Source organism: Citrobacter sp. CK189 (assembly GCF_030333505.1).
GTDB lineage: Bacteria > Pseudomonadota > Gammaproteobacteria > Enterobacterales > Enterobacteriaceae > Citrobacter_B > Citrobacter_B koseri.
In genome coordinates, this window is the sequence record NZ_JAOWFV010000040.1 from 669,745 (window position 1) to 691,672 (window position 21,928).

General features: G+C 53.7%; 18 protein-coding genes. All 18 read left to right on the forward strand.

Annotated elements, in window-relative coordinates; translation table 11 throughout:
* Window positions 1-6 precede the first annotated feature (6 nt).
* Window positions 7-732, forward strand: coding sequence for a UMP kinase (gene pyrH / locus OGV83_RS21405; RefSeq protein WP_012133987.1), 726 nt, complete (start codon window positions 7-9; stop codon window positions 730-732).
* Between the two features lie 272 nt (window positions 733-1,004).
* On the forward strand, window positions 1,005-1,562 hold the full coding sequence (frr, locus tag OGV83_RS21410) for a ribosome recycling factor (protein WP_024130687.1): 558 nt from the start codon (window positions 1,005-1,007) through the stop codon (window positions 1,560-1,562).
* 95 nt (window positions 1,563-1,657) lie between these two features.
* Window positions 1,658-2,854 (forward strand): 1-deoxy-D-xylulose-5-phosphate reductoisomerase, encoded by a 1,197-nt coding sequence (ispC, locus tag OGV83_RS21415; RefSeq protein WP_012133985.1) that lies wholly within the window; start codon window positions 1,658-1,660, stop codon window positions 2,852-2,854.
* 255 nt (window positions 2,855-3,109) lie between these two features.
* Window positions 3,110-3,868, forward strand: coding sequence for a (2E,6E)-farnesyl-diphosphate-specific ditrans,polycis-undecaprenyl-diphosphate synthase (gene ispU / locus OGV83_RS21420; protein ID WP_024130686.1), 759 nt, complete (start codon window positions 3,110-3,112; stop codon window positions 3,866-3,868).
* A 12-nt stretch (window positions 3,869-3,880) separates the two neighbouring features.
* Window positions 3,881-4,738, forward strand: coding sequence for a phosphatidate cytidylyltransferase (gene cdsA / locus OGV83_RS21425; protein WP_012133982.1), 858 nt, complete (start codon window positions 3,881-3,883; stop codon window positions 4,736-4,738).
* 11 nt (window positions 4,739-4,749) lie between these two features.
* A complete protein-coding gene (gene rseP, locus OGV83_RS21430; RefSeq protein ID WP_012133981.1) occupies window positions 4,750-6,102 on the forward strand; it encodes a sigma E protease regulator RseP in 1,353 nt (450 codons plus the stop codon).
* Window positions 6,103-6,133: 31 nt separating this feature from the next.
* Window positions 6,134-8,563 (forward strand): outer membrane protein assembly factor BamA, encoded by a 2,430-nt coding sequence (gene bamA / locus OGV83_RS21435; protein ID WP_012133980.1) that lies wholly within the window; start codon window positions 6,134-6,136, stop codon window positions 8,561-8,563.
* A gap of 122 nt (window positions 8,564-8,685) precedes the next feature.
* On the forward strand, window positions 8,686-9,171 hold the full coding sequence (gene skp / locus OGV83_RS21440; RefSeq protein WP_024130685.1) for a molecular chaperone Skp: 486 nt from the start codon (window positions 8,686-8,688) through the stop codon (window positions 9,169-9,171).
* Between the two features lie 3 nt (window positions 9,172-9,174).
* Entirely contained in the window at window positions 9,175-10,200 is a 1,026-nt protein-coding gene (lpxD, locus tag OGV83_RS21445) for a UDP-3-O-(3-hydroxymyristoyl)glucosamine N-acyltransferase (RefSeq protein WP_012133978.1), read from the forward strand.
* Window positions 10,201-10,303: 103 nt separating this feature from the next.
* The gene (gene fabZ, locus OGV83_RS21450; RefSeq protein ID WP_003018528.1) at window positions 10,304-10,759 is read left to right on the forward strand and encodes a 3-hydroxyacyl-ACP dehydratase FabZ; all 456 of its coding nucleotides are present in this window, start codon (window positions 10,304-10,306) and stop codon (window positions 10,757-10,759) included.
* Between the two features lie 3 nt (window positions 10,760-10,762).
* Window positions 10,763-11,551: an acyl-ACP--UDP-N-acetylglucosamine O-acyltransferase gene (gene lpxA / locus OGV83_RS21455; RefSeq protein ID WP_286464560.1), complete on the forward strand. Its 789-nt coding sequence runs from the start codon at window positions 10,763-10,765 to the stop codon at window positions 11,549-11,551.
* Window positions 11,551-12,699 (forward strand): lipid-A-disaccharide synthase, encoded by a 1,149-nt coding sequence (gene lpxB / locus OGV83_RS21460; RefSeq protein WP_286464562.1) that lies wholly within the window; start codon window positions 11,551-11,553, stop codon window positions 12,697-12,699. The genes lpxA and lpxB overlap by 1 nt, the downstream gene beginning before the upstream one ends.
* Entirely contained in the window at window positions 12,696-13,292 is a 597-nt protein-coding gene (gene rnhB / locus OGV83_RS21465; RefSeq protein ID WP_286464564.1) for a ribonuclease HII, read from the forward strand. The genes lpxB and rnhB overlap by 4 nt, the downstream gene beginning before the upstream one ends.
* A 36-nt stretch (window positions 13,293-13,328) precedes the next feature.
* Window positions 13,329-16,811 (forward strand): DNA polymerase III subunit alpha, encoded by a 3,483-nt coding sequence (gene dnaE / locus OGV83_RS21470; protein ID WP_024130683.1) that lies wholly within the window; start codon window positions 13,329-13,331, stop codon window positions 16,809-16,811.
* Window positions 16,812-16,823: 12 nt separating this feature from the next.
* Window positions 16,824-17,783, forward strand: coding sequence for an acetyl-CoA carboxylase carboxyl transferase subunit alpha (accA, locus tag OGV83_RS21475; RefSeq protein ID WP_012133972.1), 960 nt, complete (start codon window positions 16,824-16,826; stop codon window positions 17,781-17,783).
* A 129-nt stretch (window positions 17,784-17,912) separates the two neighbouring features.
* A complete protein-coding gene (gene ldcC / locus OGV83_RS21480; RefSeq protein WP_199976532.1) occupies window positions 17,913-20,051 on the forward strand; it encodes a lysine decarboxylase LdcC in 2,139 nt (712 codons plus the stop codon).
* Window positions 20,052-20,110: 59 nt separating this feature from the next.
* A complete protein-coding gene (locus OGV83_RS21485; RefSeq protein ID WP_199976536.1) occupies window positions 20,111-20,500 on the forward strand; it encodes a VOC family protein in 390 nt (129 codons plus the stop codon).
* Window positions 20,501-20,562: 62 nt separating this feature from the next.
* Window positions 20,563-21,879 (forward strand): tRNA lysidine(34) synthetase TilS, encoded by a 1,317-nt coding sequence (gene tilS, locus OGV83_RS21490; RefSeq protein ID WP_058668595.1) that lies wholly within the window; start codon window positions 20,563-20,565, stop codon window positions 21,877-21,879.
* The last annotated feature ends 49 nt before the right edge of the window (window positions 21,880-21,928 follow it).

A 21,928-nucleotide genomic window follows, 5' to 3' on the forward strand; every position in this document is an offset into this window, starting at 1 on the left:
AGAAACATGGCTACCAATGCAAAACCCGTCTATAAACGTATTCTGCTTAAATTGAGTGGCGAAGCTTTGCAGGGTTCGGAAGGCTTCGGTATTGATGCAAGCATACTGGATCGTATGGCTCAGGAAATCAAAGAACTGGTGGAACTGGGCATTCAGGTTGGTGTGGTGATTGGTGGCGGTAACCTGTTCCGTGGTGCTGGTCTGGCGAAAGCGGGTATGAACCGCGTTGTGGGCGACCACATGGGCATGCTGGCCACCGTGATGAACGGTCTGGCGATGCGCGATGCGCTCCACCGCGCCTATGTGAACGCCCGCCTGATGTCCGCTATTCCGCTGAATGGCGTGTGTGACAACTACAGCTGGGCAGAAGCCATTAGTCTGCTGCGTAATAACCGTGTGGTTATCCTGTCTGCGGGCACCGGCAACCCCTTCTTCACCACCGACTCTGCGGCTTGCCTGCGCGGTATCGAAATTGAAGCGGATGTGGTGCTGAAAGCCACGAAAGTCGATGGCGTATTTACTGCGGACCCGGCCAAAGATCCGTCCGCCACGATGTATGAGCAACTCACCTACGGCGAAGTGCTGGATAAAGAGCTGAAAGTGATGGATCTGGCCGCGTTCACGCTGGCTCGTGACCACAAATTGCCAATTCGTGTCTTCAATATGAACAAGCCGGGCGCGCTGCGTCGCGTCGTGATGGGCGAAAAAGAAGGGACTTTAATCACGGAATAATTCCCGTGATGGCCAATTCCGGGTAAGATTCGCCTTTACCCGGCAGGATTTATATATCCTGTGGCATGAATTAAACGAGACTATACTGAGCATACTCTGTATACACGAAATCATTCATGCTGCATCACGGCGGCAAGAGCATGAATCCCGAGGCCCGTACACTGGTACGTGACAGGGAAGAACGTTCGCAGCCAACGCAGAGGCAGCCTGAAGGATGAAGTGTATTGTGTGATTGTCTGGTCGACTGAGACTAGTTTTCAAGGATTCGTAACGTGATTAGCGATATCAGAAAAGATGCTGAAGTACGCATGGAAAAATGCGTTGAAGCGTTTAAAAACCAAATCAGCAAAATTCGCACGGGTCGTGCTTCTCCCAGCCTGCTGGATGGCATTGTCGTGGAATATTACGGCACGCCGACTCCGCTGCGTCAGCTGGCGAGCGTAACGGTAGAAGACTCCCGCACGCTGAAAATCAACGTGTTCGATCGCTCCATGAGCCCGGCGGTTGAGAAAGCGATTATGGCTTCTGACCTCGGCCTGAACCCGAGTTCTGCGGGTAGCGATATCCGTGTTCCGTTGCCGCCGCTGACTGAAGAACGTCGTAAAGACCTGACCAAAATCGTTCGTGGCGAAGCAGAGCAGGCGCGTGTTGCCGTGCGTAACGTACGCCGTGATGCGAACGACAAAGTAAAAGCGCTGCTGAAAGATAAAGAGATCAGCGAAGATGACGATCGCCGTTCTCAGGACGAAGTACAGAAACTGACTGACGCTGCCATCAAGAAAGTTGATGCGGCGCTGACGGAAAAAGAAGCGGAACTGATGCAGTTCTGATTTTCCTGTACGACTAAAACGCCGCTGGTTGGCCCTGACGGGTCTTCCGGGCGGCGTTTTGCTTTCTATCCTGTCTCAATTCTTCTGGACGTTTCATGAAGCAACTAACCATTCTGGGCTCGACCGGCTCTATTGGTTGCAGCACGCTGGATGTGGTGCGCCATAATCCTGAAAGTTTCCGTGTTGTCGCGCTGGTTGCGGGTAAAAATGTCACCCGTATGGTAGAGCAGTGCCTGGAGTTTTCGCCGCGTTATGCAGTGATGGACGATGAACAGAGCGCTCAACGGCTGAAAACTGCGCTTCTGGAACATGGAAGCCGCACTGACGTCCTGAGCGGACAACAGGCCGCCTGCGATATGGCTGCGCTGGATGAGGTCGATCAGGTGATGGCGGCTATCGTGGGCGCGGCAGGTCTGCTGCCTACGCTTGCGGCGATTCGCGCCGGTAAAACCATCCTGCTTGCCAATAAAGAGTCGCTGATTACCTGCGGGCGTCTGTTTATGGACGAGGTGAAACGCAGTAAAGCCCGGCTTTTACCGGTAGATAGCGAACATAACGCGATTTTTCAGAGTATGCCCCAACCTATTCAAAACGATCTGGGATACGCTGAGCTGGAGCAAAATGGCGTGATGTCGATTTTGCTTACCGGGTCTGGTGGCCCTTTTCGTGAAACGCCATTGTGCGATCTGGCGGCCATGACGCCCGATCAGGCATGTCGTCATCCGAACTGGTCTATGGGACGAAAAATTTCCGTCGATTCCGCCACCATGATGAATAAAGGTCTGGAATACATTGAAGCGCGTTGGTTGTTTAACGCCAGCGCAAGCCAGATGGACGTGTTGATTCACCCGCAGTCGGTTATTCACTCAATGGTGCGTTATCAGGACGGCAGCGTTCTGGCGCAACTGGGGGAGCCGGATATGCGTACGCCAATCGCGCATACGATGGCGTGGCCGAATCGCGTGAACTCTGGCGTGAAGCCGCTCGATTTTTGCAAGCTCAGTGCGTTGACGTTCTCTGCGCCGGATTATCAGCGCTATCCGTGCCTGAAACTGGCGATGGACGCGTTTGAGCAAGGTCAGGCCGCGACAACCGCGCTGAATGCGGCGAATGAAATCACCGTCGCCGCATTTCTGGCTGAAGAGATTCGCTTTACAGATATTGCTGAGCTCAATTTATCTGTGCTGGAGAAAATGGATTTGCAGGAACCGGGAAGCGTTGACGACGTTCTCAGGGTTGATGCCGTCGCGCGTGACGTCGCCAGAAAACAGGTGATGCGACTCGCAAGCTGATGATAATCCCTCTACACAGGATCGTGCTATTTGTTAGCGTTGGGCTTCAGTGATATAGTCTGCGCCACCCGATCGCAGATATTTGGCTTTATGCGGTCAGGTAAGCCGTGGTTTGACACGGCTTTTTTGTGGATGCACAAAATCATTCAGGTTGCATCATTCATAGCCAACGAAGAGGCAGCCTGAAGGATGAAGCGCAAAAGGCTTCAGTATTCCTGAGTACCGTTAAATCCTTTCAGGGACTAAAAACGCGTTATGTTGTCTGCAACTCAACCACTAAGCGAAAATTTGCCAGCACATGGCTGTCGCCATGTAGCAATCATTATGGATGGCAATGGCCGCTGGGCGAAAAAGCAAGGGAAGATTCGCGCCTTTGGGCATAAGGCCGGAGCAAAATCCGTCCGTCGGGCCGTATCTTTCGCTGCCAACAACGGTATTGATGCGTTAACGCTGTATGCCTTTAGCAGTGAGAACTGGAACCGACCAGCGCAGGAAGTGAGTGCGTTAATGGAGCTGTTCGTGTGGGCGCTGGATAGCGAAGTAAAAAGCCTGCATCGCCATAACGTTCGCCTGCGCATTATTGGCGACACCAGTCGATTTAACTCGCGTTTGCAAGACCGTATTCGCAAGTCTGAAGCGCTTACCGCCCAGAATACCGGGCTGACGCTGAATATCGCGGCGAATTATGGCGGACGTTGGGATATTGTCCAGGGAGTCAGACAACTGGCAGAACAGGTGCAGGAAGGACTGCTGCGCCCTGATCAGATTGACGAAGAGATGCTAAACCAGAAAATCTGTATGCATGAACTGGCTCCTGTAGATTTAGTAATTAGGACTGGGGGAGAGCATCGCATTAGTAACTTTTTGCTTTGGCAAATTGCCTATGCCGAACTTTACTTTACTGATGTTCTTTGGCCCGATTTCGATGAACAAGACTTTGAAGGGGCGCTGCATGCCTTTGCTAATCGAGAGCGTCGTTTCGGCGGCACCGAGCCCGGTGATGAAAAAGCCTGATGGGGGTCGCTTTTGCTGAAGTATCGCCTGATTTCTGCTTTTGTTTTAATACCCGTTGTCATCGCGGCGCTTTTTTTACTTCCGCCGGTGGGGTTCGCCATTGTCACGCTGGTCGTTTGTATGCTGGCCGCCTGGGAATGGGGACAGTTAAGCGGTTTTACCACGCGTACTCAGCGGGTCTGGCTGGCGGTGCTGTGCGGGTTATTGCTGGCGCTGATGCTGTTTTTGCTGCCTGAATATCACCGCAACATTCATCAACCGCTTGTTGAGGTTTCGCTTTGGGCGTCGTTGGGCTGGTGGGTCGTTGCATTATTACTGGTGTTATTTTATCCCGGTTCGGCGGCGATCTGGCGTAATTCAAAGACATTACGCGTAATTTTCGGGGTGTTAACCATCATTCCTTTTTTTTGGGGAATGCTGGCGCTGCGTGCCTGGCACTATGATGAGAATCATTACAGTGGCGCCATATGGCTGCTCTATGTCATGATCCTCGTCTGGGGGGCAGACTCCGGGGCATATATGTTTGGCAAACTGTTCGGCAAACATAAACTTGCGCCAAAGGTTTCTCCTGGTAAAACCTGGCAGGGCTTTATTGGCGGACTCGCGACTGCCGCCGTGATTTCATGGGGTTACGGCATGTGGGCGAATCTGGATGTTGCGCCTTCAACCTTACTGATTTGTTCTGTCATCGCGGCCCTGGCGTCAGTGCTGGGCGATCTGACTGAGAGCATGTTTAAGCGTGAAGCAGGAATTAAGGACAGTGGTCACTTGATCCCAGGGCATGGTGGTATTCTGGATCGTATTGATAGCCTGACGGCGGCAGTACCGGTCTTTGCTTGCCTGTTGTTACTGGTATTCAGGACACTCTAACGGAAGGTTTTATGCTGAGTATTCTCTGGAATCTGGCTGCATTCATCGTCGCACTGGGTGTGCTTATCACCGTGCATGAATTTGGTCATTTCTGGGTTGCCCGGCGCTGCGGTGTTCGTGTCGAGCGCTTTTCTATCGGTTTTGGGAAAGCGCTTTGGCGGCGTACCGATCGATACGGTACGGAATATGTGATCGCCATGATTCCCCTCGGCGGTTACGTCAAAATGCTGGATGAGCGCGCTGAGCCGGTTGTGCCGGAACTGCGCCACCACGCTTTCAACAATAAAACCGTGGGACAGCGGGCGGCGATTATCGCCGCAGGTCCGATTGCAAATTTTCTTTTCGCTATTTTTGCCTACTGGCTGGTTTTTATCATCGGCGTCCCTGGCGTTCGTCCGGTAGTTGGTGAAATAACACCCAACTCGATTGCCGCCCAGGCGCAAATTCTTCCTGGTACGGAACTTAAAGCCATTGATGGCATCGAAACCCCTGATTGGGATGCGGTGCGCTTACAGCTGGTGTCCAAAATCGGCGATGAGCGTACGACAATCAGCGTGGCGCCGTTCGGCAGTAATCAGCGCCAGGATAAAACGTTAGATTTGCGCCACTGGGCATTTGAGCCAGACAAAGAAGATCCTGTATCTTCTTTAGGGATTCGGCCGCGTGGTCCACAGATCGAACCGGTGCTGTCAGAAGTGCAAGCGAACTCCGCTGCAAGTAAGGCGGGTTTGCAAGCAGGCGACAGGATCGTTAAAGTCGATGGTCAGTCGTTAACGCAATGGATGACGTTTGTGACGCTTGTGCGCAACAATCCAGATAAGCCGTTAGCGCTGGAAATTGAAAGGCAGGGGAGTTCCTTGTCTTTGACGTTAATCCCGGATACAAAGCCGGTTAACGGAAAGGCAGAAGGTTTTGCGGGTGTTGTGCCTAAAATTATTCCTCTGCCGGATGAGTACAAGACTGTACGCCAGTATGGGCCATTCAGCGCCATCCTCGAAGCCACGGACAAGACGTGGCAGTTGATGAAGCTGACGGTCAGTATGCTGGGAAAATTGATAACCGGTGATGTGAAACTGAACAACCTCAGTGGGCCGATTTCTATCGCTCAGGGGGCTGGGATGTCAGCGGAATTTGGGGGCATTTATTACCTGATGTTTCTTGCGCTTATCAGCGTGAACTTAGGGATAATCAACCTGTTTCCGCTGCCCGTTCTTGACGGGGGGCATCTGCTGTTCCTGGCGATTGAAAAGCTGAAGGGCGGGCCGGTATCCGAGCGGGTTCAAGACTTTAGTTACCGCATTGGCGCGATTTTGCTGGTGTTGTTAATGGGGCTTGCACTTTTCAATGATTTCTCTCGGTTGTAAGAGAGTTAGTTAGGAAGAACGCATAATAACGATGGCGATGAAAAAGTTGCTCATAGCGTCGCTGCTGTTTAGCAGCGCCACCGTATACGGTGCTGAAGGGTTCGTGGTGAAGGACATTCATTTCGAAGGCCTACAGCGAGTCGCCGTTGGTGCGGCCCTCCTCAGTATGCCGGTGCGCACAGGCGACACGGTTAATGATGAAGATATCAGTAATACCATTCGTGCTCTGTTCGCCACTGGCAACTTCGAGGATGTCCGCGTCCTGCGCGATGGTGATACGCTTCTGGTTCAGGTAAAAGAACGTCCGACGATTGCCAGCATCACTTTCTCCGGTAACAAATCGGTGAAAGATGACATGCTGAAGCAGAACCTTGAGGCGTCTGGCGTGCGTGTTGGCGAATCACTGGATCGCACCACGCTCTCTGATATCGAAAAAGGACTGGAAGACTTCTACTACAGCGTTGGTAAATACAGCGCCAGCGTAAAAGCGGTCGTCACGCCGTTGCCGCGTAACCGTGTGGACCTCAAACTGGTGTTCCAGGAGGGTGTATCGGCGAAGATCCAACAGATCAATATCGTCGGCAACCATGCCTTCAGCACTGACGAACTCATTTCTCACTTCCAACTGCGCGACGAAGTGCCGTGGTGGAACGTCGTGGGCGATCGTAAATACCAGAAACAGAAACTGGCTGGCGACCTTGAGACGCTGCGCAGCTACTATCTGGATCGCGGTTATGCCCGTTTCAACATCGATTCGACGCAGGTCAGCCTGACGCCGGATAAGAAAGGCATCTACATCACCGTTAATATCACCGAAGGCGATCAGTACAAGCTTTCCGGTGTGCAGGTGAGCGGTAACCTGGCTGGACACTCCGCCGAGATTGAGAACCTGACGAAGATCGAACCAGGTGAACTCTATAACGGCACCAAAGTGACCAAAATGGAAGACGACATCAAGAAACTTCTTGGTCGTTATGGCTATGCCTACCCGCGCGTGCAGTCGCAGCCTGAAATCAACGATGCCGACAAAACCGTTAAATTACGTGTGAACGTTGATGCGGGTAACCGTTTCTACGTGCGTAAGATCCGTTTTGAAGGCAACGACACCTCGAAAGATTCCGTCCTGCGCCGCGAAATGCGCCAGATGGAAGGGGCATGGTTAGGCAGCGATCTGGTCGATCAGGGTAAAGAGCGTCTGAACCGTCTGGGTTACTTTGAAACCGTCGATACCGACACGCAGCGCGTTCCGGGCAGCCCGGACCAGGTTGACGTCGTCTATAAAGTGAAAGAGCGTAACACCGGTAGCTTTAACTTCGGTATTGGTTACGGCACAGAAAGCGGCGTGAGCTTCCAGGCGGGCGTTCAGCAGGATAACTGGTTAGGTACGGGTTATTCCGTGGGTATTAACGGGACCAAAAACGACTACCAGACCTATACTGAACTGTCTGTCACTAACCCATACTTCACCGTTGATGGCGTCAGCCTCGGCGGCCGTATCTTCTATAATGACTTCCAGGCAGATGATGCGGATCTGTCCGACTATACCAACAAAAGTTATGGTACAGACGTTACGCTGGGCTTCCCGATTAACGAGTACAACACGCTGCGTGCAGGTTTAGGTTATGTACATAACTCCTTGTCCAACATGCAGCCGCAGGTTGCCATGTGGCGTTACCTGAACTCGATGGGTGAATATCCGTCCAATACGAATGACCGCAACTCATTCAGTGCTAACGACTTCACCTTCAACTACGGTTGGACTTATAACAAGCTGGACCGTGGCTTCTTCCCGACGGAAGGTACGCGTGTCAACCTGAATGGTAAAGTGACCATCCCGGGCTCTGATAACGAATACTACAAAGCGACGCTGGATACCGCGACCTATGTGCCGATCGATGACGATCACAAATGGGTGGTTCTGGGTCGTACTCGTTGGGGTTATGGTGACGGTATTGGCGGCAAAGAGATGCCGTTCTATGAGAACTTCTATGCCGGTGGCTCAAGCACCGTGCGTGGCTTCCAGTCCAATACTATCGGTCCAAAAGCGGTGTACTACCCGGCGAGCAGCCGTCATGACGGCGATGACGACTACGATAACGATTGTAAGAGCACTGAAACTGCGCCGTGTAAGTCTGATGACGCAGTAGGCGGTAACGCTATGGCTGTCGCCAGCCTCGAATTCATCACCCCGACGCCGTTTATTAGCGACAAGTACGCTAATTCGGTTCGTACTTCCTTCTTCTGGGACGTAGGTACTGTCTGGGATACGAACTGGGATTCGAACGCGTATGCCGGTTACCCGGACTACAGCGATCCGAGTAATATCCGTATGTCTGCTGGTATCGCATTACAATGGATGTCCCCATTGGGGCCGTTGGTCTTCTCCTACGCCCAGCCGTTCAAAAAGTACGATGGAGACAAATCGGAACAGTTCCAGTTTAACATTGGTAAGACCTGGTAATTGTTCTGTGCAAAGGAATGTAATGGTAGTGTAGCGATGACTTTTGGCGATCTCGTCTGAGATCGCCTGGCCACGCAAAGAACTGTGCCTGCGGGCACAAATGGGATGGTAAGGAGTTTATTGTGAAAAAGTGGTTATTAGCTGCAGGTCTCGGTTTAGCGATGGTAACGTCCGCACAGGCTGCTGACAAAATTGCGATCGTTAATATGGGTAGCCTGTTCCAACAGGTCGCACAGAAGACGGGTGTTTCTAACACGCTGGAAAACGAGTTCAAAGGCCGTGCCAGCGAATTGCAGCGTATGGAAACCGATCTGCAATCTAAAATGCAGCGTTTGCAGTCCATGAAAGCAGGTAGCGAACGTACTAAACTGGAAAAAGACGTGATGGCTCAACGCCAGACTTTCTCTCAGAAAGCCCAGGCTTTTGAACAGGATCGCGCGCGTCGTTCCAACGAAGAGCGTGGCAAACTGGTTACCCGTATCCAGACTGCTGTGAAATCCGTTGCTAACAGCCAGAGCATCGATCTGGTCGTTGATGCCAACACCGTTGCTTATAACAGCAGCGACGTGAAAGACATCACTGCTGACGTACTGAAACAGGTTAAATAAGTAATGCCTTCAATTCGACTGGCTGATTTAGCAGAGCAGTTGGATGCAGAATTACACGGTGATGGCGATATCGTCATCACCGGCGTTGCGTCCATGCAATCTGCGCAAACAGGCCACATCACGTTCATGGTGAATCCTAAATACCGTGAACACTTAGGCGTATGCCAGGCTTCTGCCGTTGTCATGACGCAGGACGATCTTCCTTTTGCTAAGAGTGCTGCGCTGGTAGTGAAGAACCCCTACCTGACGTATGCGCGAATGGCGCAAATTTTAGATACCACGCCGCAGCCTGCGCAGAATATTGCACCGAGTGCAGCGATCGATGCGACAGCGACGCTGGGTAACAATGTTTCAGTTGGCGCGAATGCGGTAATTGAGTCTGGCGTAGAACTGGGCGATAACGTGATTATCGGCGCAGGTTGCTTCGTCGGGAAAAACACAAAAATCGGTGCAGGTTCGCGTCTGTGGGCGAATGTAACGATTTACCACGACATTCAGATCGGTGAGAATTGCCTGATCCAGTCGAGCACTGTCGTCGGCGCAGACGGTTTTGGTTACGCTAACGATCGGGGTAACTGGGTGAAGATCCCGCAGCTTGGTCGCGTCATTATTGGCGATCGTGTTGAGATCGGCGCCTGTACGACGATTGACCGTGGCGCGCTGGATGACACAGTGATCGGCAACGGCGTTATCATTGATAACCAGTGCCAGATTGCACATAACGTTGTGATTGGCGACAATACGGCGGTTGCCGGTGGCGTCATTATGGCGGGCAGCCTGAAGATTGGCCGTTACTGCATGATTGGCGGGGCCAGCGTGATTAACGGGCATATGGAAATATGCGATAAAGTCACGGTGACGGGTATGGGGATGGTCATGCGTCCTATCACTGAGCCTGGCGTCTATTCTTCAGGCATTCCGTTGCAGCCTAACAAAGTATGGCGTAAAACCGCTGCACTGGTGATGAACATTGATGATATGAGCAAGCGTCTCAAAGCGATTGAGCGCAAGGTTAATCAACAAGACTAGCGTTCCACCTGTAGTGCCATCCTTTTACGGCCTGTCACATTCATATGATTGCGGCAGGCCGTGTTATTATTGCCTTTTAGTATATTTGGACAGGAAGAGTATTTTGACTACTAACACTCATACTCTGCATATTGAAGAGATTTTAGAACTTCTGCCGCACCGTTTTCCGTTTTTGCTGGTTGACCGTGTGCTGGACTTTGAAGAAGGTCGTTTTCTGCGCGCAGTGAAGAATGTCTCCGTAAATGAGCCTTTCTTCCAGGGCCATTTCCCGGGTAAACCGATTTTTCCGGGTGTGCTGATTCTGGAAGCGATGGCGCAGGCAACAGGGATTCTGGCGTTTAAAAGCGTTGGAAAACTGGAGCCGGGTGAACTGTATTACTTCGCGGGTATTGACGAAGCGCGCTTTAAGCGTCCTGTCGTGCCTGGCGATCAGATGATCATGGAAGTGACTTTCGAGAAAACGCGCCGTGGCCTGACCCGCTTTAAAGGGGTTGCTCTGGTCGATGGCAAAGTTGTGTGCGAAGCAACCATGATGTGTGCTCGTAGCCGGGAGGCCTGATACGTGATTGATAAATCCGCCTTTATTCATCCAACTGCCATTGTGGAAGATGGCGCCTGTATTAGCGCTAATGTTCATATTGGTCCTTTTTGTATTGTTGGACCCCATGTCGAAATTGGTGAGGGTACCGTACTGAAGTCTCACGTTGTCGTGAATGGCCATACAAAAATTGGTCGCGATAACGAGATTTATCAGTTCGCCTCCATCGGTGAAGTAAACCAGGATCTGAAATATGCTGGCGAACCGACCCGTGTGGAAATTGGCGATCGTAACCGCATTCGCGAAAGCGTCACCATTCATCGTGGCACAGTGCAGGGTGGTGGGTTGACGAAGGTGGGCAGCGATAACTTACTGATGATCAATGCCCATGTGGCGCACGATTGTACAGTAGGCAACCGCTGTATTCTGGCCAATAACGCTACGCTTGCGGGCCACGTTTCGTTGGATGATTTTGTCATCATCGGCGGCATGACCGCAGTGCACCAGTTCTGCACCATTGGCGCGCATGTGATGGTTGGCGGCTGTTCTGGCGTTGCTCAGGACGTTCCGCCGTACGTTATTGCTCAGGGCAATCACGCGACGCCGTTTGGCGTCAACATCGAAGGGCTGAAGCGTCGCGGTTTCACCCGCGAAGCGATCACCGCGATCCGCAACGCTTACAAAGCGTTGTACCGCAGCGGCAAAACGCTGGATGAAGCTAAACCGGAAATTGCCGAACTGGCGAAGCAGTACCCGGAAGTGCAACTCTTTAGCGATTTCTTTGCCCGCTCAACGCGCGGTCTGATTCGTTAATGGCGGAACAGCGTCCCTTAACGATAGCCCTGGTCGCCGGAGAAACCTCCGGCGATATTCTTGGTGCAGGCTTAATTCGCGCGCTGAAGACGCGTGTGCCCAACGCGCGTTTCGTCGGCGTGGCGGGGCCGCGTATGCAGGCTGAGGGCTGCGAAGCCTGGTATGAGATGGAAGAGCTGGCGGTAATGGGCATTGTTGAAGTGCTTGGTCGTCTGCGTCGCTTATTGCATATTCGTGCCGATTTGACCCGCCGCTTTACTGAGCTTCAGCCGGATGTTTTTGTCGGCATTGATGCGCCGGACTTCAATATTACCCTTGAAGGCAACCTGAAAAAGCAGGGTATAAAAACCATCCATTATGTCAGTCCGTCCGTCTGGGCGTGGCGACAGAAACGCGTTTTCAAAATAGGCAGATCCACCAATATGGTGCTGGCTTTTCTGCCTTTCGAAAAAGCGTTTTACGACAAGTTTAACGTGCCATGCCGTTTTATCGGGCATACGATGGCGGACGCTATGCCGCTGGATCCGGATAAAAACGCCGCGCGTAATGTGCTGGGAATCTCGCATGATGCACACTGCCTGGCGCTACTGCCCGGTAGCCGTGGCGCGGAAGTGGAGATGCTCAGCGCGGACTTCCTGAAAACCGCGCAGCTGCTGCGTCAGACCTATCCTGACCTTGAAGTTGTCGTACCGCTGGTGAACGCCAAACGCCGCGAGCAGTTCGAGCGCATTAAAGCTGAGGTTGCGCCGGAGCTTTCCGTGCATCTGCTCGACGGAATGGGGCGTGAAGCGATGGTGGCCAGCGACGCCGCATTGCTGGCGTCTGGTACGGCGGCGCTGGAGTGTATGCTGGCGAAATGCCCGATGGTGGTGGGGTATCGGATGAAACCCTTTACCTTCTGGCTGGCGAAGCGCCTGGTAAAGACCGATTATGTTTCGCTGCCTAATCTGCTGGCGGGAAGAGAATTAGTCAAAGAGCTGTTGCAGGACGAGTGTGAGCCGTATGCGCTTGCAGAAGCCTTGCTGCCGCTGCTGGCGAATGGCAAAACCAGCCATGCGATGCATGATACCTTCCGCGAGTTGCACCAGCAAATCCGTTGCAATGCCGATGAGCAAGCGGCGGACGCTGTCCTGGAGTTAGCACAATGATCGAATTTGTTTATCCGCATACGCAGTTGGTCGCGGGTGTGGATGAAGTTGGACGCGGCCCGCTGGTCGGCGCGGTGGTGACGGCCGCTGTGATCCTCGATCCGGCTCGCCCAATCGTGGGTCTCAATGATTCCAAGAAGCTCTCAGAAAAGCGCCGTCTGGCGCTGTATGATGAAATCAAAGAAAAAGCGTTAAGCTGGAGTCTGGGACGCGCGGAACCTCATGAAATTGATGAACTAAATATTTTGCACGCCACGATGCTGGCGATGCAGCGCGCCGTTGCCGGTTTGAATATTGCGCCGGAATATGTGCTGATTGACGGCAACCGCTGTCCGGCACTGCCCGTGCCCTCTATGGCGGTGGTGAAAGGCGACAGCCGTGTGGCGGAGATCAGCGCGGCATCTATTATTGCGAAAGTGACGCGCGATGCCGAAATGGCGGCGCTGGACGGTATTTTCCCACAGTATGGTTTTGCCCAGCACAAAGGGTATCCGACCGCTTTTCATCTGGCGGCGCTTGCTGAACATGGTGCGACGGAGCATCATCGACGTAGTTTTGCTCCTGTCAAACGCGCCCTGGGACTTGCGTCCTGATTCTTGTGTCGAGATTAAGTAAACGGGAATCTGAAGATGTCTGAACCACGTTTCGTCCACCTGCGGGTGCACAGCGACTACTCCATGATCGATGGGCTGGCGAAAACCGGGCCGCTGGTAAAAAAGGCGGCCGCGTTAGGCATGCCTGCGCTGGCGATCACCGATTTTACTAACCTTTGCGGTCTGGTGAAGTTCTACGGAACGGGCCACGGCGCAGGGATTAAGCCCATTGTCGGCGCTGATTTCCATGTTCGCGGCACTCCGCTGGGAGATGAACTCTGCCAGTTGACCGTGCTGGCGGCAAATAATACGGGCTATCAGAATCTTACTCTGTTGATCTCAAAAGCCTATCAGCGTGGCTACGGCGCAGAAGGGCCGGTGATCGACAGGGAATGGCTGACTGAATTAAAAGACGGTCTGATTTTGCTTTCCGGTGGCCGGATGGGCGATGTGGGCCGCAGTTTGTTGCGCGGCAACAGTGCGCTAGTGGACGAATGCGTCGCCTTCTATGAAGAACATTTCTCCGACCGCTACTATCTGGAGCTGATCCGCACGGGTCGGCAGGATGAGGAAACGTATCTGCATGCGGCGGTTGAACTGGCGGAAACGCGTGGCTTGCCGGTTGTCGCAACGAATGATGTCCGCTTTATTAACAGCGAGGACTTTGACGCGCACGAAATCCGCGTGGCTATTCACGATGGTTTTACGCTCGATGATCCTAAACGCCCGCGTAACTATTCGCCACAGCAATATATGCGTAGCGAAGACGAGATGTGCGAACTGTTCTCCGACATCCCGGAAGCGCTGGAAAACAGCGTTGAGATTGCCAAACGCTGTAACGTGACCGTCCGTCTGGGCGAATACTTCCTGCCGCAGTTTCCGACGGGCGACATGACCACCGAAGACTTCCTGGTCAAGAAATCGAAAGAGGGTCTGGAAGAACGTCTCGAATTCCTGTTCCCTGACGAAGCGGTGCGTAAAGAGAAGCGTCCCCCCTATGACGAACGTCTGGACATTGAACTTCAGGTTATTAACCAGATGGGGTTCCCAGGCTACTTCCTCATCGTGATGGAGTTTATCCAGTGGTCGAAAGATAACGGCGTACCGGTAGGGCCGGGGCGCGGTTCCGGTGCGGGGTCGCTGGTGGCCTATGCGCTGAAAATTACCGACCTTGATCCGCTGGAATTCGACCTGCTGTTCGAACGTTTCCTTAACCCGGAACGTGTCTCCATGCCTGACTTCGACGTTGACTTCTGTATGGAGAAACGCGACCAGGTTATCGAACACGTCGCGGACATGTACGGTCGCGATGCGGTATCTCAGATTATTACCTTCGGTACGATGGCGGCGAAAGCGGTTATCCGCGACGTGGGGCGCGTGCTGGGGCACCCATATGGTTTCGTGGATCGTATCTCGAAGCTGGTGCCGCCTGACCCGGGCATGACGCTGGCGAAAGCGTTTGAGGCGGAACCGCAACTGCCGGAAATTTACGAGGCGGATGAGGAAGTTAAAGCGCTGATCGATATGGCGCGCAAGCTGGAAGGCGTCACGCGTAACGCCGGTAAGCACGCCGGTGGCGTGGTTATCGCGCCGACCAAAATCACCGATTTTGCGCCGCTGTACTGTGATGAGGCTGGTCAGCACCCGGTAACGCAGTTTGATAAAAACGACGTGGAATACGCCGGGCTGGTCAAATTCGACTTCCTGGGGCTGCGCACGCTCACCATCATTAACTGGGCGCTGGAGATGATCAACGCCCGCCGCGAGAAGAATGGCGAACCGCCGTTGGATATCGCGGCGATCCCGCTGGATGACAAGAAAAGTTTCGACATGCTGCAACGCTCGGAAACCACGGCGGTCTTCCAGCTTGAATCCCGCGGCATGAAAGATCTGATTAAGCGTCTGCAACCTGACTGCTTCGAAGATATGATCGCGCTGGTGGCGTTGTTCCGCCCCGGCCCGTTGCAGTCGGGCATGGTGGATAACTTCATCGACCGTAAGCATGGCCGTGAAGAGATTTCCTATCCAGACGTGCAATGGCAGCATGAAAGCCTGAAACCCGTACTGGAGCCGACCTACGGCATCATCCTGTACCAGGAACAGGTTATGCAGATTGCCCAGGTGCTTTCCGGTTACACCCTTGGCGGCGCGGATATGCTGCGTCGTGCGATGGGTAAGAAAAAGCCGGAAGAGATGGCGAAACAACGTTCCGTCTTTGAAGAGGGCGCCAGAAAGAACGGCATCGACGGCGAGCTGGCGATAAAAATCTTCGACCTGGTGGAAAAGTTCGCCGGGTACGGGTTTAACAAATCGCACTCCGCCGCCTATGCGCTGGTGTCTTACCAGACGCTGTGGCTGAAAGCGCACTACCCGGCAGAGTTTATGGCGGCGGTAATGACCGCCGATATGGACAACACCGAAAAAGTGGTCGGTCTGGTGGATGAATGCTGGCGCATGGGACTTAAAATCCTGCCGCCGGATATCAACTCAGGACTGTATCACTTCCACGTTAACGACGACGGCGAAATTGTTTACGGCATCGGCGCGATCAAAGGCGTGGGTGAAGGCCCGATTGAAGCTATCATCGAGGCGCGCAATAAAGACGGTTACTTCCGCGAGCTGTTTGATTTATGTGCCCGCACGGACACGAAAAAGCTCAACCGCCGGGTACTGGAAAAACTGATTATGTCCGGGGCGTTTGACCGCCTTGGGCCGCACCGCGCCGCGCTGATGAACTCGCTGGGCGACGCGCTGAAAGCCGCCGATCAGCATGCCAAAGCGGAAGCGATCGGACAGGCGGATATGTTTGGCGTACTGGCGGAAGAGCCGGAACAAATTGAACAATCCTATGCCAGCTGCCAGCCGTGGCCGGAACAGGTGGTGCTGGACGGGGAACGTGAAACGTTGGGGCTTTACCTGACGGGACACCCTATCAATCAGTATTTAAAAGAAATTGAGCGCTATGTCGGAGGCTACCGGCTGAAAGACATGCATCCGACAGAACGTGGTAAAGTCACCACGGCTGCGGGGCTCGTGATTGCTGCAAGGGTTATGGTCACCAAGCGCGGCAATCGTATCGGCATCTGTACGCTGGATGACCGCTCTGGACGTCTGGAAGTTATGCTGTTTACCGACGCTCTGGATAAATATCAGCAATTGCTGGAAAAAGACCGCATACTTATCGTCAGCGGACAGGTCAGCTTTGATGACTTCAGCGGCGGGCTTAAAATGATGGCCCGTGAAGTCATGGATATTGACGAAGCCCGGGAAAAATATGCTCGCGGGCTTGCTATCTCGCTGACGGACAGGCAAATTGATGACCAGCTTTTAAACCGACTCCGTCAGTCTCTGGAACCCCACCGCTCGGGGACAATTCCAGTACATCTCTACTATCAGAGGGCGGATGCACGCGCGCGGTTGCGTTTTGGCGCGACGTGGCGTGTCTCTCCGAGCGATCGTTTGCTAAACGATCTCCGTGGCCTCATTGGTTCGGAGCAGGTGGAACTGGAGTTTGACTAATACAGGAATACTATGAGTCTGAATTTCCTTGATTTTGAACAGCCGATTGCAGAGCTGGAAGCGAAAATCGATTCTCTGACAGCGGTAAGCCGCCAGGACGAGAAACTGGATATTAATATCGATGAAGAAGTGCATCGTCTGCGTGAAAAAAGCGTAGAACTGACGCGCAAAATCTTTGCCGATCTTGGCGCATGGCAGGTTGCTCAACTGGCGCGCCATCCGCAACGTCCATACACCCTGGATTATGTTCGCCTGGCGTTTGATGAATTTGACGAACTGGCGGGCGATCGCGCCTATGCGGATGATAAAGCTATCGTCGGCGGCATCGCGCGTCTGGATGGTCGTCCAGTGATGATTATTGGTCATCAGAAAGGCCGTGAAACGAAAGAGAAAATCCGTCGTAACTTCGGCATGCCGGCACCTGAAGGGTATCGCAAAGCGCTGCGTCTGATGGAAATGGCTGAGCGTTTCAACATGCCGATCATTACCTTTATCGACACCCCTGGCGCTTACCCTGGCGTGGGCGCGGAAGAACGCGGTCAGTCTGAAGCGATCGCACGTAACCTGCGTGAAATGTCACGCCTGAGCGTACCGGTGATTTGTACCGTTATCGGCGAAGGGGGTTCCGGCGGCGCGCTGGCGATTGGCGTGGGCGATAAAGTGAATATGTTGCAGTACAGCACCTATTCCGTTATCTCCCCGGAAGGCTGTGCGTCCATTCTGTGGAAAAGCGCGGACAAAGCGCCGCTGGCCGCAGAAGCGATGGGTATTATCGCGCCGCGCCTGAAAGAGCTGAAGCTGATTGATTCCATCATTCAGGAACCGCTGGGTGGCGCGCACCGTAACCCGGAAGCGATGGCGGCTTCTCTGAAAGCGCAACTGCTGGCCGACCTGGCCGATCTCGATGTGTTGAGCAAAGACGATTTGAAAAACCGTCGTTATCAGCGCCTGATGAGCTACGGCTACGCGTAAACATCATCAATGCCCGATGGCGCTTGCGCTTATCGGACATGGAGTAAAAAGGGTCACATTTTGTGGCCCTTTTTTTTACCTGCGGTTTGACCAGGCTATGATTAGCTAAGGTTTTTCCAGGAGGAACGCATGAATATCATTGCCATCATGGGGCCGCATGGCGTTTTTTATAAAGACGAACCCATCAAGGAACTTGAGCTTGCCCTACAGTCGCAGGGGTTTCAGATTATCTGGCCGCAAAATAGCGTCGACCTGCTGAAATTCATTGAACACAATCCGCGAATCTGTGGCGTCATTTTTGACTGGGATGAGTACAGCCTCGATTTGTGTAGCGATATCAACCAGCTAAATGAATACCTGCCGTTGTATGCGTTTATCAATACGCATTCGACGATGGATGTCAGCGTGCATGATATGCGTATGGCACTGTGGTTTTTTGAATACGCGCTCGGCCAGTCAGAAGATATTGCGACGCGCATCCGCCAGTATACGAATGAATACCTTGATAACATCACGCCGCCGTTCACCCGGGCGCTGTTTACCTATGTGAAAGAGGGAAAATACACCTTTTGCACGCCGGGGCATATGGCGGGAACCGCTTACCAGAAAAGCCCGATTGGCTGTCTGTTTTATGACTTCTTCGGGGGGAATACGCTAAAAGCGGATGTGTCTATTTCCGTGACCGAACTGGGGTCGCTGCTGGACCATACCGGGCCGCACCTGGAGGCGGAAGAGTATATTGCCCGCACCTTCGGCGCCGAGCAGAGTTATATGGTGACCAACGGCACCTCCACATCGAACAAAATTGTCGGCATGTACGCGGCGCCGTCGGGCAGCACGCTGCTGATTGACCGTAACTGCCATAAATCTCTCGCGCACCTGTTGATGATGAGCGATGTGGTGCCCATCTGGCTGAAACCCACGCGCAACGCACTCGGTATTCTGGGGGGCATTCCTAAGCGTGAATTTACGCGTGAGAGTATTGAACATAAGGTTTCGGAGACGGCGCAGGCGCAGTGGCCGGTACATGCGGTTATCACCAACTCGACCTATGACGGCCTGCTGTACAACACCAACTGGATTAAACAAACGCTGGATGTCCCTTCGATCCATTTCGACTCGGCCTGGGTGCCCTATACCCATTTTCACCCGATTTATCAGGGGAAAAGCGGGATGAGCGGCGAGCGGGTGCCGGGAAAAGTCATCTTCGAAACGCAGTCGACGCATAAAATGCTGGCGGCGCTGTCTCAGGCATCGCTTATTCACATTAAAGGGGATTACGATGAAGATACCTTTAATGAAGCGTTTATGATGCACACCTCAACATCGCCAAGCTACCCCATTGTGGCGTCGATTGAGACGGCTGCGGCAATGCTGCGTGGCAATCCGGGTAAACGATTGATCAATCGCTCCGTGGAGCGGGCGCTTCATTTTCGCAAAGAGGTACAGCGGCTGCGCGAAGAGTCAGAAGGCTGGTTCTTTGATATCTGGCAACCGGAAGAGGTGGATGAAGCGGAATGCTGGCCCGTTGCGCCCGGCGAGGAGTGGCACGGTTTTACCGATGCGGATGCCGACCATATGTTTCTCGATCCGGTGAAAGTCACCATTTTGACGCCCGGTATGGATGAGCAGGGCAACATGAGCGAGGAGGGGATTCCCGCCGCGCTGGTGGCGAAGTTCCTTGATGAGCGCGGCGTGGTGGTAGAAAAAACCGGGCCTTATAACCTGCTGTTCCTGTTCAGTATTGGTATTGATAAAACCCGGGCGATGGGGTTGCTGCGCGGCCTGACGGAGTTTAAACGCGCTTACGATCTTAATCTGCGCGTTAAAAATATGCTGCCGGATCTGTACGCCGAAGATCCAGATTTTTATCGTAATATGCGGATTCAGGATCTGGCGCAGGGTATCCATAAACTGATCCGCCAGCACGATCTTTCCGGGTTGATGCTACGGGCGTTCGACACATTGCCCGAAATGAAAATGACGCCGCATCAGGCCTGGCAGAGGCAGATAAAAGGCGAAGTGGAGACCATCGCGATTGATCAACTGGTGGGGCGTATTTCCGCCAGTATGGTGCTGCCGTATCCGCCTGGCGTGCCGTTGCTGATGCCGGGGGAGATGATCACCGAAGCGAGCCGTGCGGTACTCGATTTTCTGCTGATGCTGTGTTCCATCGGCCACCATTACCCTGGCTTTGAGACCGATATTCATGGCGCAAAACAGGATGAGGATGGCGTTTACCGAGTGAGAGTCTTAAAAACGGCATGATGGCTTGCCCTCGCGACGGCAAGGCGGGTAACGTGCTGATAACACATTAAGGAGACGCTATGCTGGGATTAAAACAGGTTCACCATATTGCGATTATTGCGACGAATTATGCGGCGAGCAAAACGTTTTATTGTGACGTACTGGGCTTCACGCTGTTGAGTGAAGCGTACCGGGAAGAACGTGATTCCTGGAAAGGCGACCTGGCGTTAAACGGGCAATATGTGATTGAGCTTTTTTCTTTTCCCTTCCCGCCTGCGCGACCGAGCCGACCGGAGGCCTGCGGTCTGCGGCATCTGGCGTTCAGCGTGGAAGACGTAGACAAAGCGGTAGCGCATCTGGAGGCGAACAACGTTAAATGCGAGCCGGTTCGCGTTGACCCGTTTACGAATAAACGTTTTACCTTTTTCAACGATCCAGACGGACTGCCGCTCGAACTGTATGAGCAGTAAAGCTTGTCATCACGGTTTCTGCCCGGTAACGTGCCGGGCAGTGCCACAGTTAAGCAATGATCATGACAACACTCACCCTGAACGCCTCACTCCTGCCATACCGCCAGATTCTGGTGGCCTTTAGCGGCGGGCTGGATTCTACCGTACTGCTGCATCAACTGGTGCAATGGCGAGAACAGCAGCCTGATGTCACGCTGCGCGCCATCCATATTCATCATGGGTTAAGCTCTCATGCCGATAGCTGGGTGACGCATTGCGAGGCTGTGTGCCAGCAGTGGCAGGTGCCGCTGGTTGTCCGACGAGTGCAGCTTCAGGATGAGGGGCTGGGGATTGAGGCTCAGGCGCGCCAGGCGCGATACGCAGCCTTTGCGCAGGCGCTGCATCCCGGTGAAGTCCTGGTCACGGCCCAGCATCTTGACGATCAATGTGAAACGTTTCTGCTGGCGTTGAAGCGCGGCAGCGGCCCGGCGGGATTGTCCGCTATGGGGGAACGCTCGTCGTTTGCCGGAACGCAGCTGATCCGCCCGTTACTTGGGGAAACCCGTGCGGCGCTGGAGCAGTGGGCAAAACGCTATGCGCTGCGCTGGATTGAGGATGAAAGCAATCAGGATGATGCCTACGATCGTAATTTCCTGCGCCTTAGGGTGCTGCCGCTGCTGCAACAACGCTGGCCGCATTTTGCTGAAGCGACAGCCCGCAGCGCCGCGCTTTGCGCAGAACAGGAGCGCCTGCTGGATGAGCTTCTGGCAGAGGATTTAGCGGGCTGTATCACCGCTGATGGAGCATTGCAGTTAGCGCCGTTAATGGCGATGAGCGGCCCGCGACGTGCTGCGCTATTGCGCCGTTGGCTGGCCGCGAAGCATGCGCCGATGCCTTCCCGCGACGGGCTGGAACGTATCTGGCAGGAGGTGGCGCTGGCGCGTGAGGACGCCGCTCCCTGTTTGCGCTTTGGCGAGTACGACATTCGCCGTTATCAGTCACAGCTATGGTGGATAAAATCCGTTACCGGCCAAAGCGCGACGGTGATCCCGTGGTCATCGTGGCAAACACCGTTATCGCTGCCCGTTGGACTTGGGACGGTGCGGCTTGTTCCAGGAGGCGACCTGCGCATGCCGCGTGCCGACGAGCCAGTTAGCATACGCTTTAAGGCATCTGGGTTACTGCATATTATCGGGCGCAATGGCGGGCGTAAGCTAAAGAAAATCTGGCAGGAGCTGGGCGTACCGCCCTGGCGGCGGGATACCACGCCGCTGCTGTTTTATGGCGAGACGTTGATTGCTGCCGCAGGTATTTTTGTTACCTGTGATGGTCTGGCGGAGGAGGGAGCAGGCGTCAGGCTGGAATGGAAGGAAGAGACGTCGTCATCGCGTAATGCCTGATGGCGCTGCGCTTATCAGGCCTACGTATCGCATGGAAAGTAGGCCGGAT

Bases quoted from the DNA above. Each gene is read 5' to 3' on its own strand.
- pyrH (WP_012133987.1), top strand. From the start codon at position 7: ATGGCTACCAATGCAAAACCCGTCTATAAACGTATTCTGCTTAAATTG.
- ispC (WP_012133985.1), top strand. From the start codon at position 1,658: ATGAAGCAACTAACCATTCTGGGCTCGACCGGCTCTATTGGTTGCAGC.
- ispU (WP_024130686.1), top strand. From the start codon at position 3,110: ATGTTGTCTGCAACTCAACCACTAAGCGAAAATTTGCCAGCACATGGC.
- rseP (WP_012133981.1), top strand. From the start codon at position 4,750: ATGCTGAGTATTCTCTGGAATCTGGCTGCATTCATCGTCGCACTGGGT.
- bamA (WP_012133980.1), top strand. From the start codon at position 6,134: ATGGCGATGAAAAAGTTGCTCATAGCGTCGCTGCTGTTTAGCAGCGCC.
- lpxD (WP_012133978.1), top strand. From the start codon at position 9,175: ATGCCTTCAATTCGACTGGCTGATTTAGCAGAGCAGTTGGATGCAGAA.
- lpxB (WP_286464562.1), top strand. From the start codon at position 11,551: ATGGCGGAACAGCGTCCCTTAACGATAGCCCTGGTCGCCGGAGAAACC.
- rnhB (WP_286464564.1), top strand. From the start codon at position 12,696: ATGATCGAATTTGTTTATCCGCATACGCAGTTGGTCGCGGGTGTGGAT.
- dnaE (WP_024130683.1), top strand. From the start codon at position 13,329: ATGTCTGAACCACGTTTCGTCCACCTGCGGGTGCACAGCGACTACTCC.
- accA (WP_012133972.1), top strand. From the start codon at position 16,824: ATGAGTCTGAATTTCCTTGATTTTGAACAGCCGATTGCAGAGCTGGAA.
- ldcC (WP_199976532.1), top strand. From the start codon at position 17,913: ATGAATATCATTGCCATCATGGGGCCGCATGGCGTTTTTTATAAAGAC.
- OGV83_RS21485 (WP_199976536.1), top strand. From the start codon at position 20,111: ATGCTGGGATTAAAACAGGTTCACCATATTGCGATTATTGCGACGAAT.
- tilS (WP_058668595.1), top strand. From the start codon at position 20,563: ATGACAACACTCACCCTGAACGCCTCACTCCTGCCATACCGCCAGATT.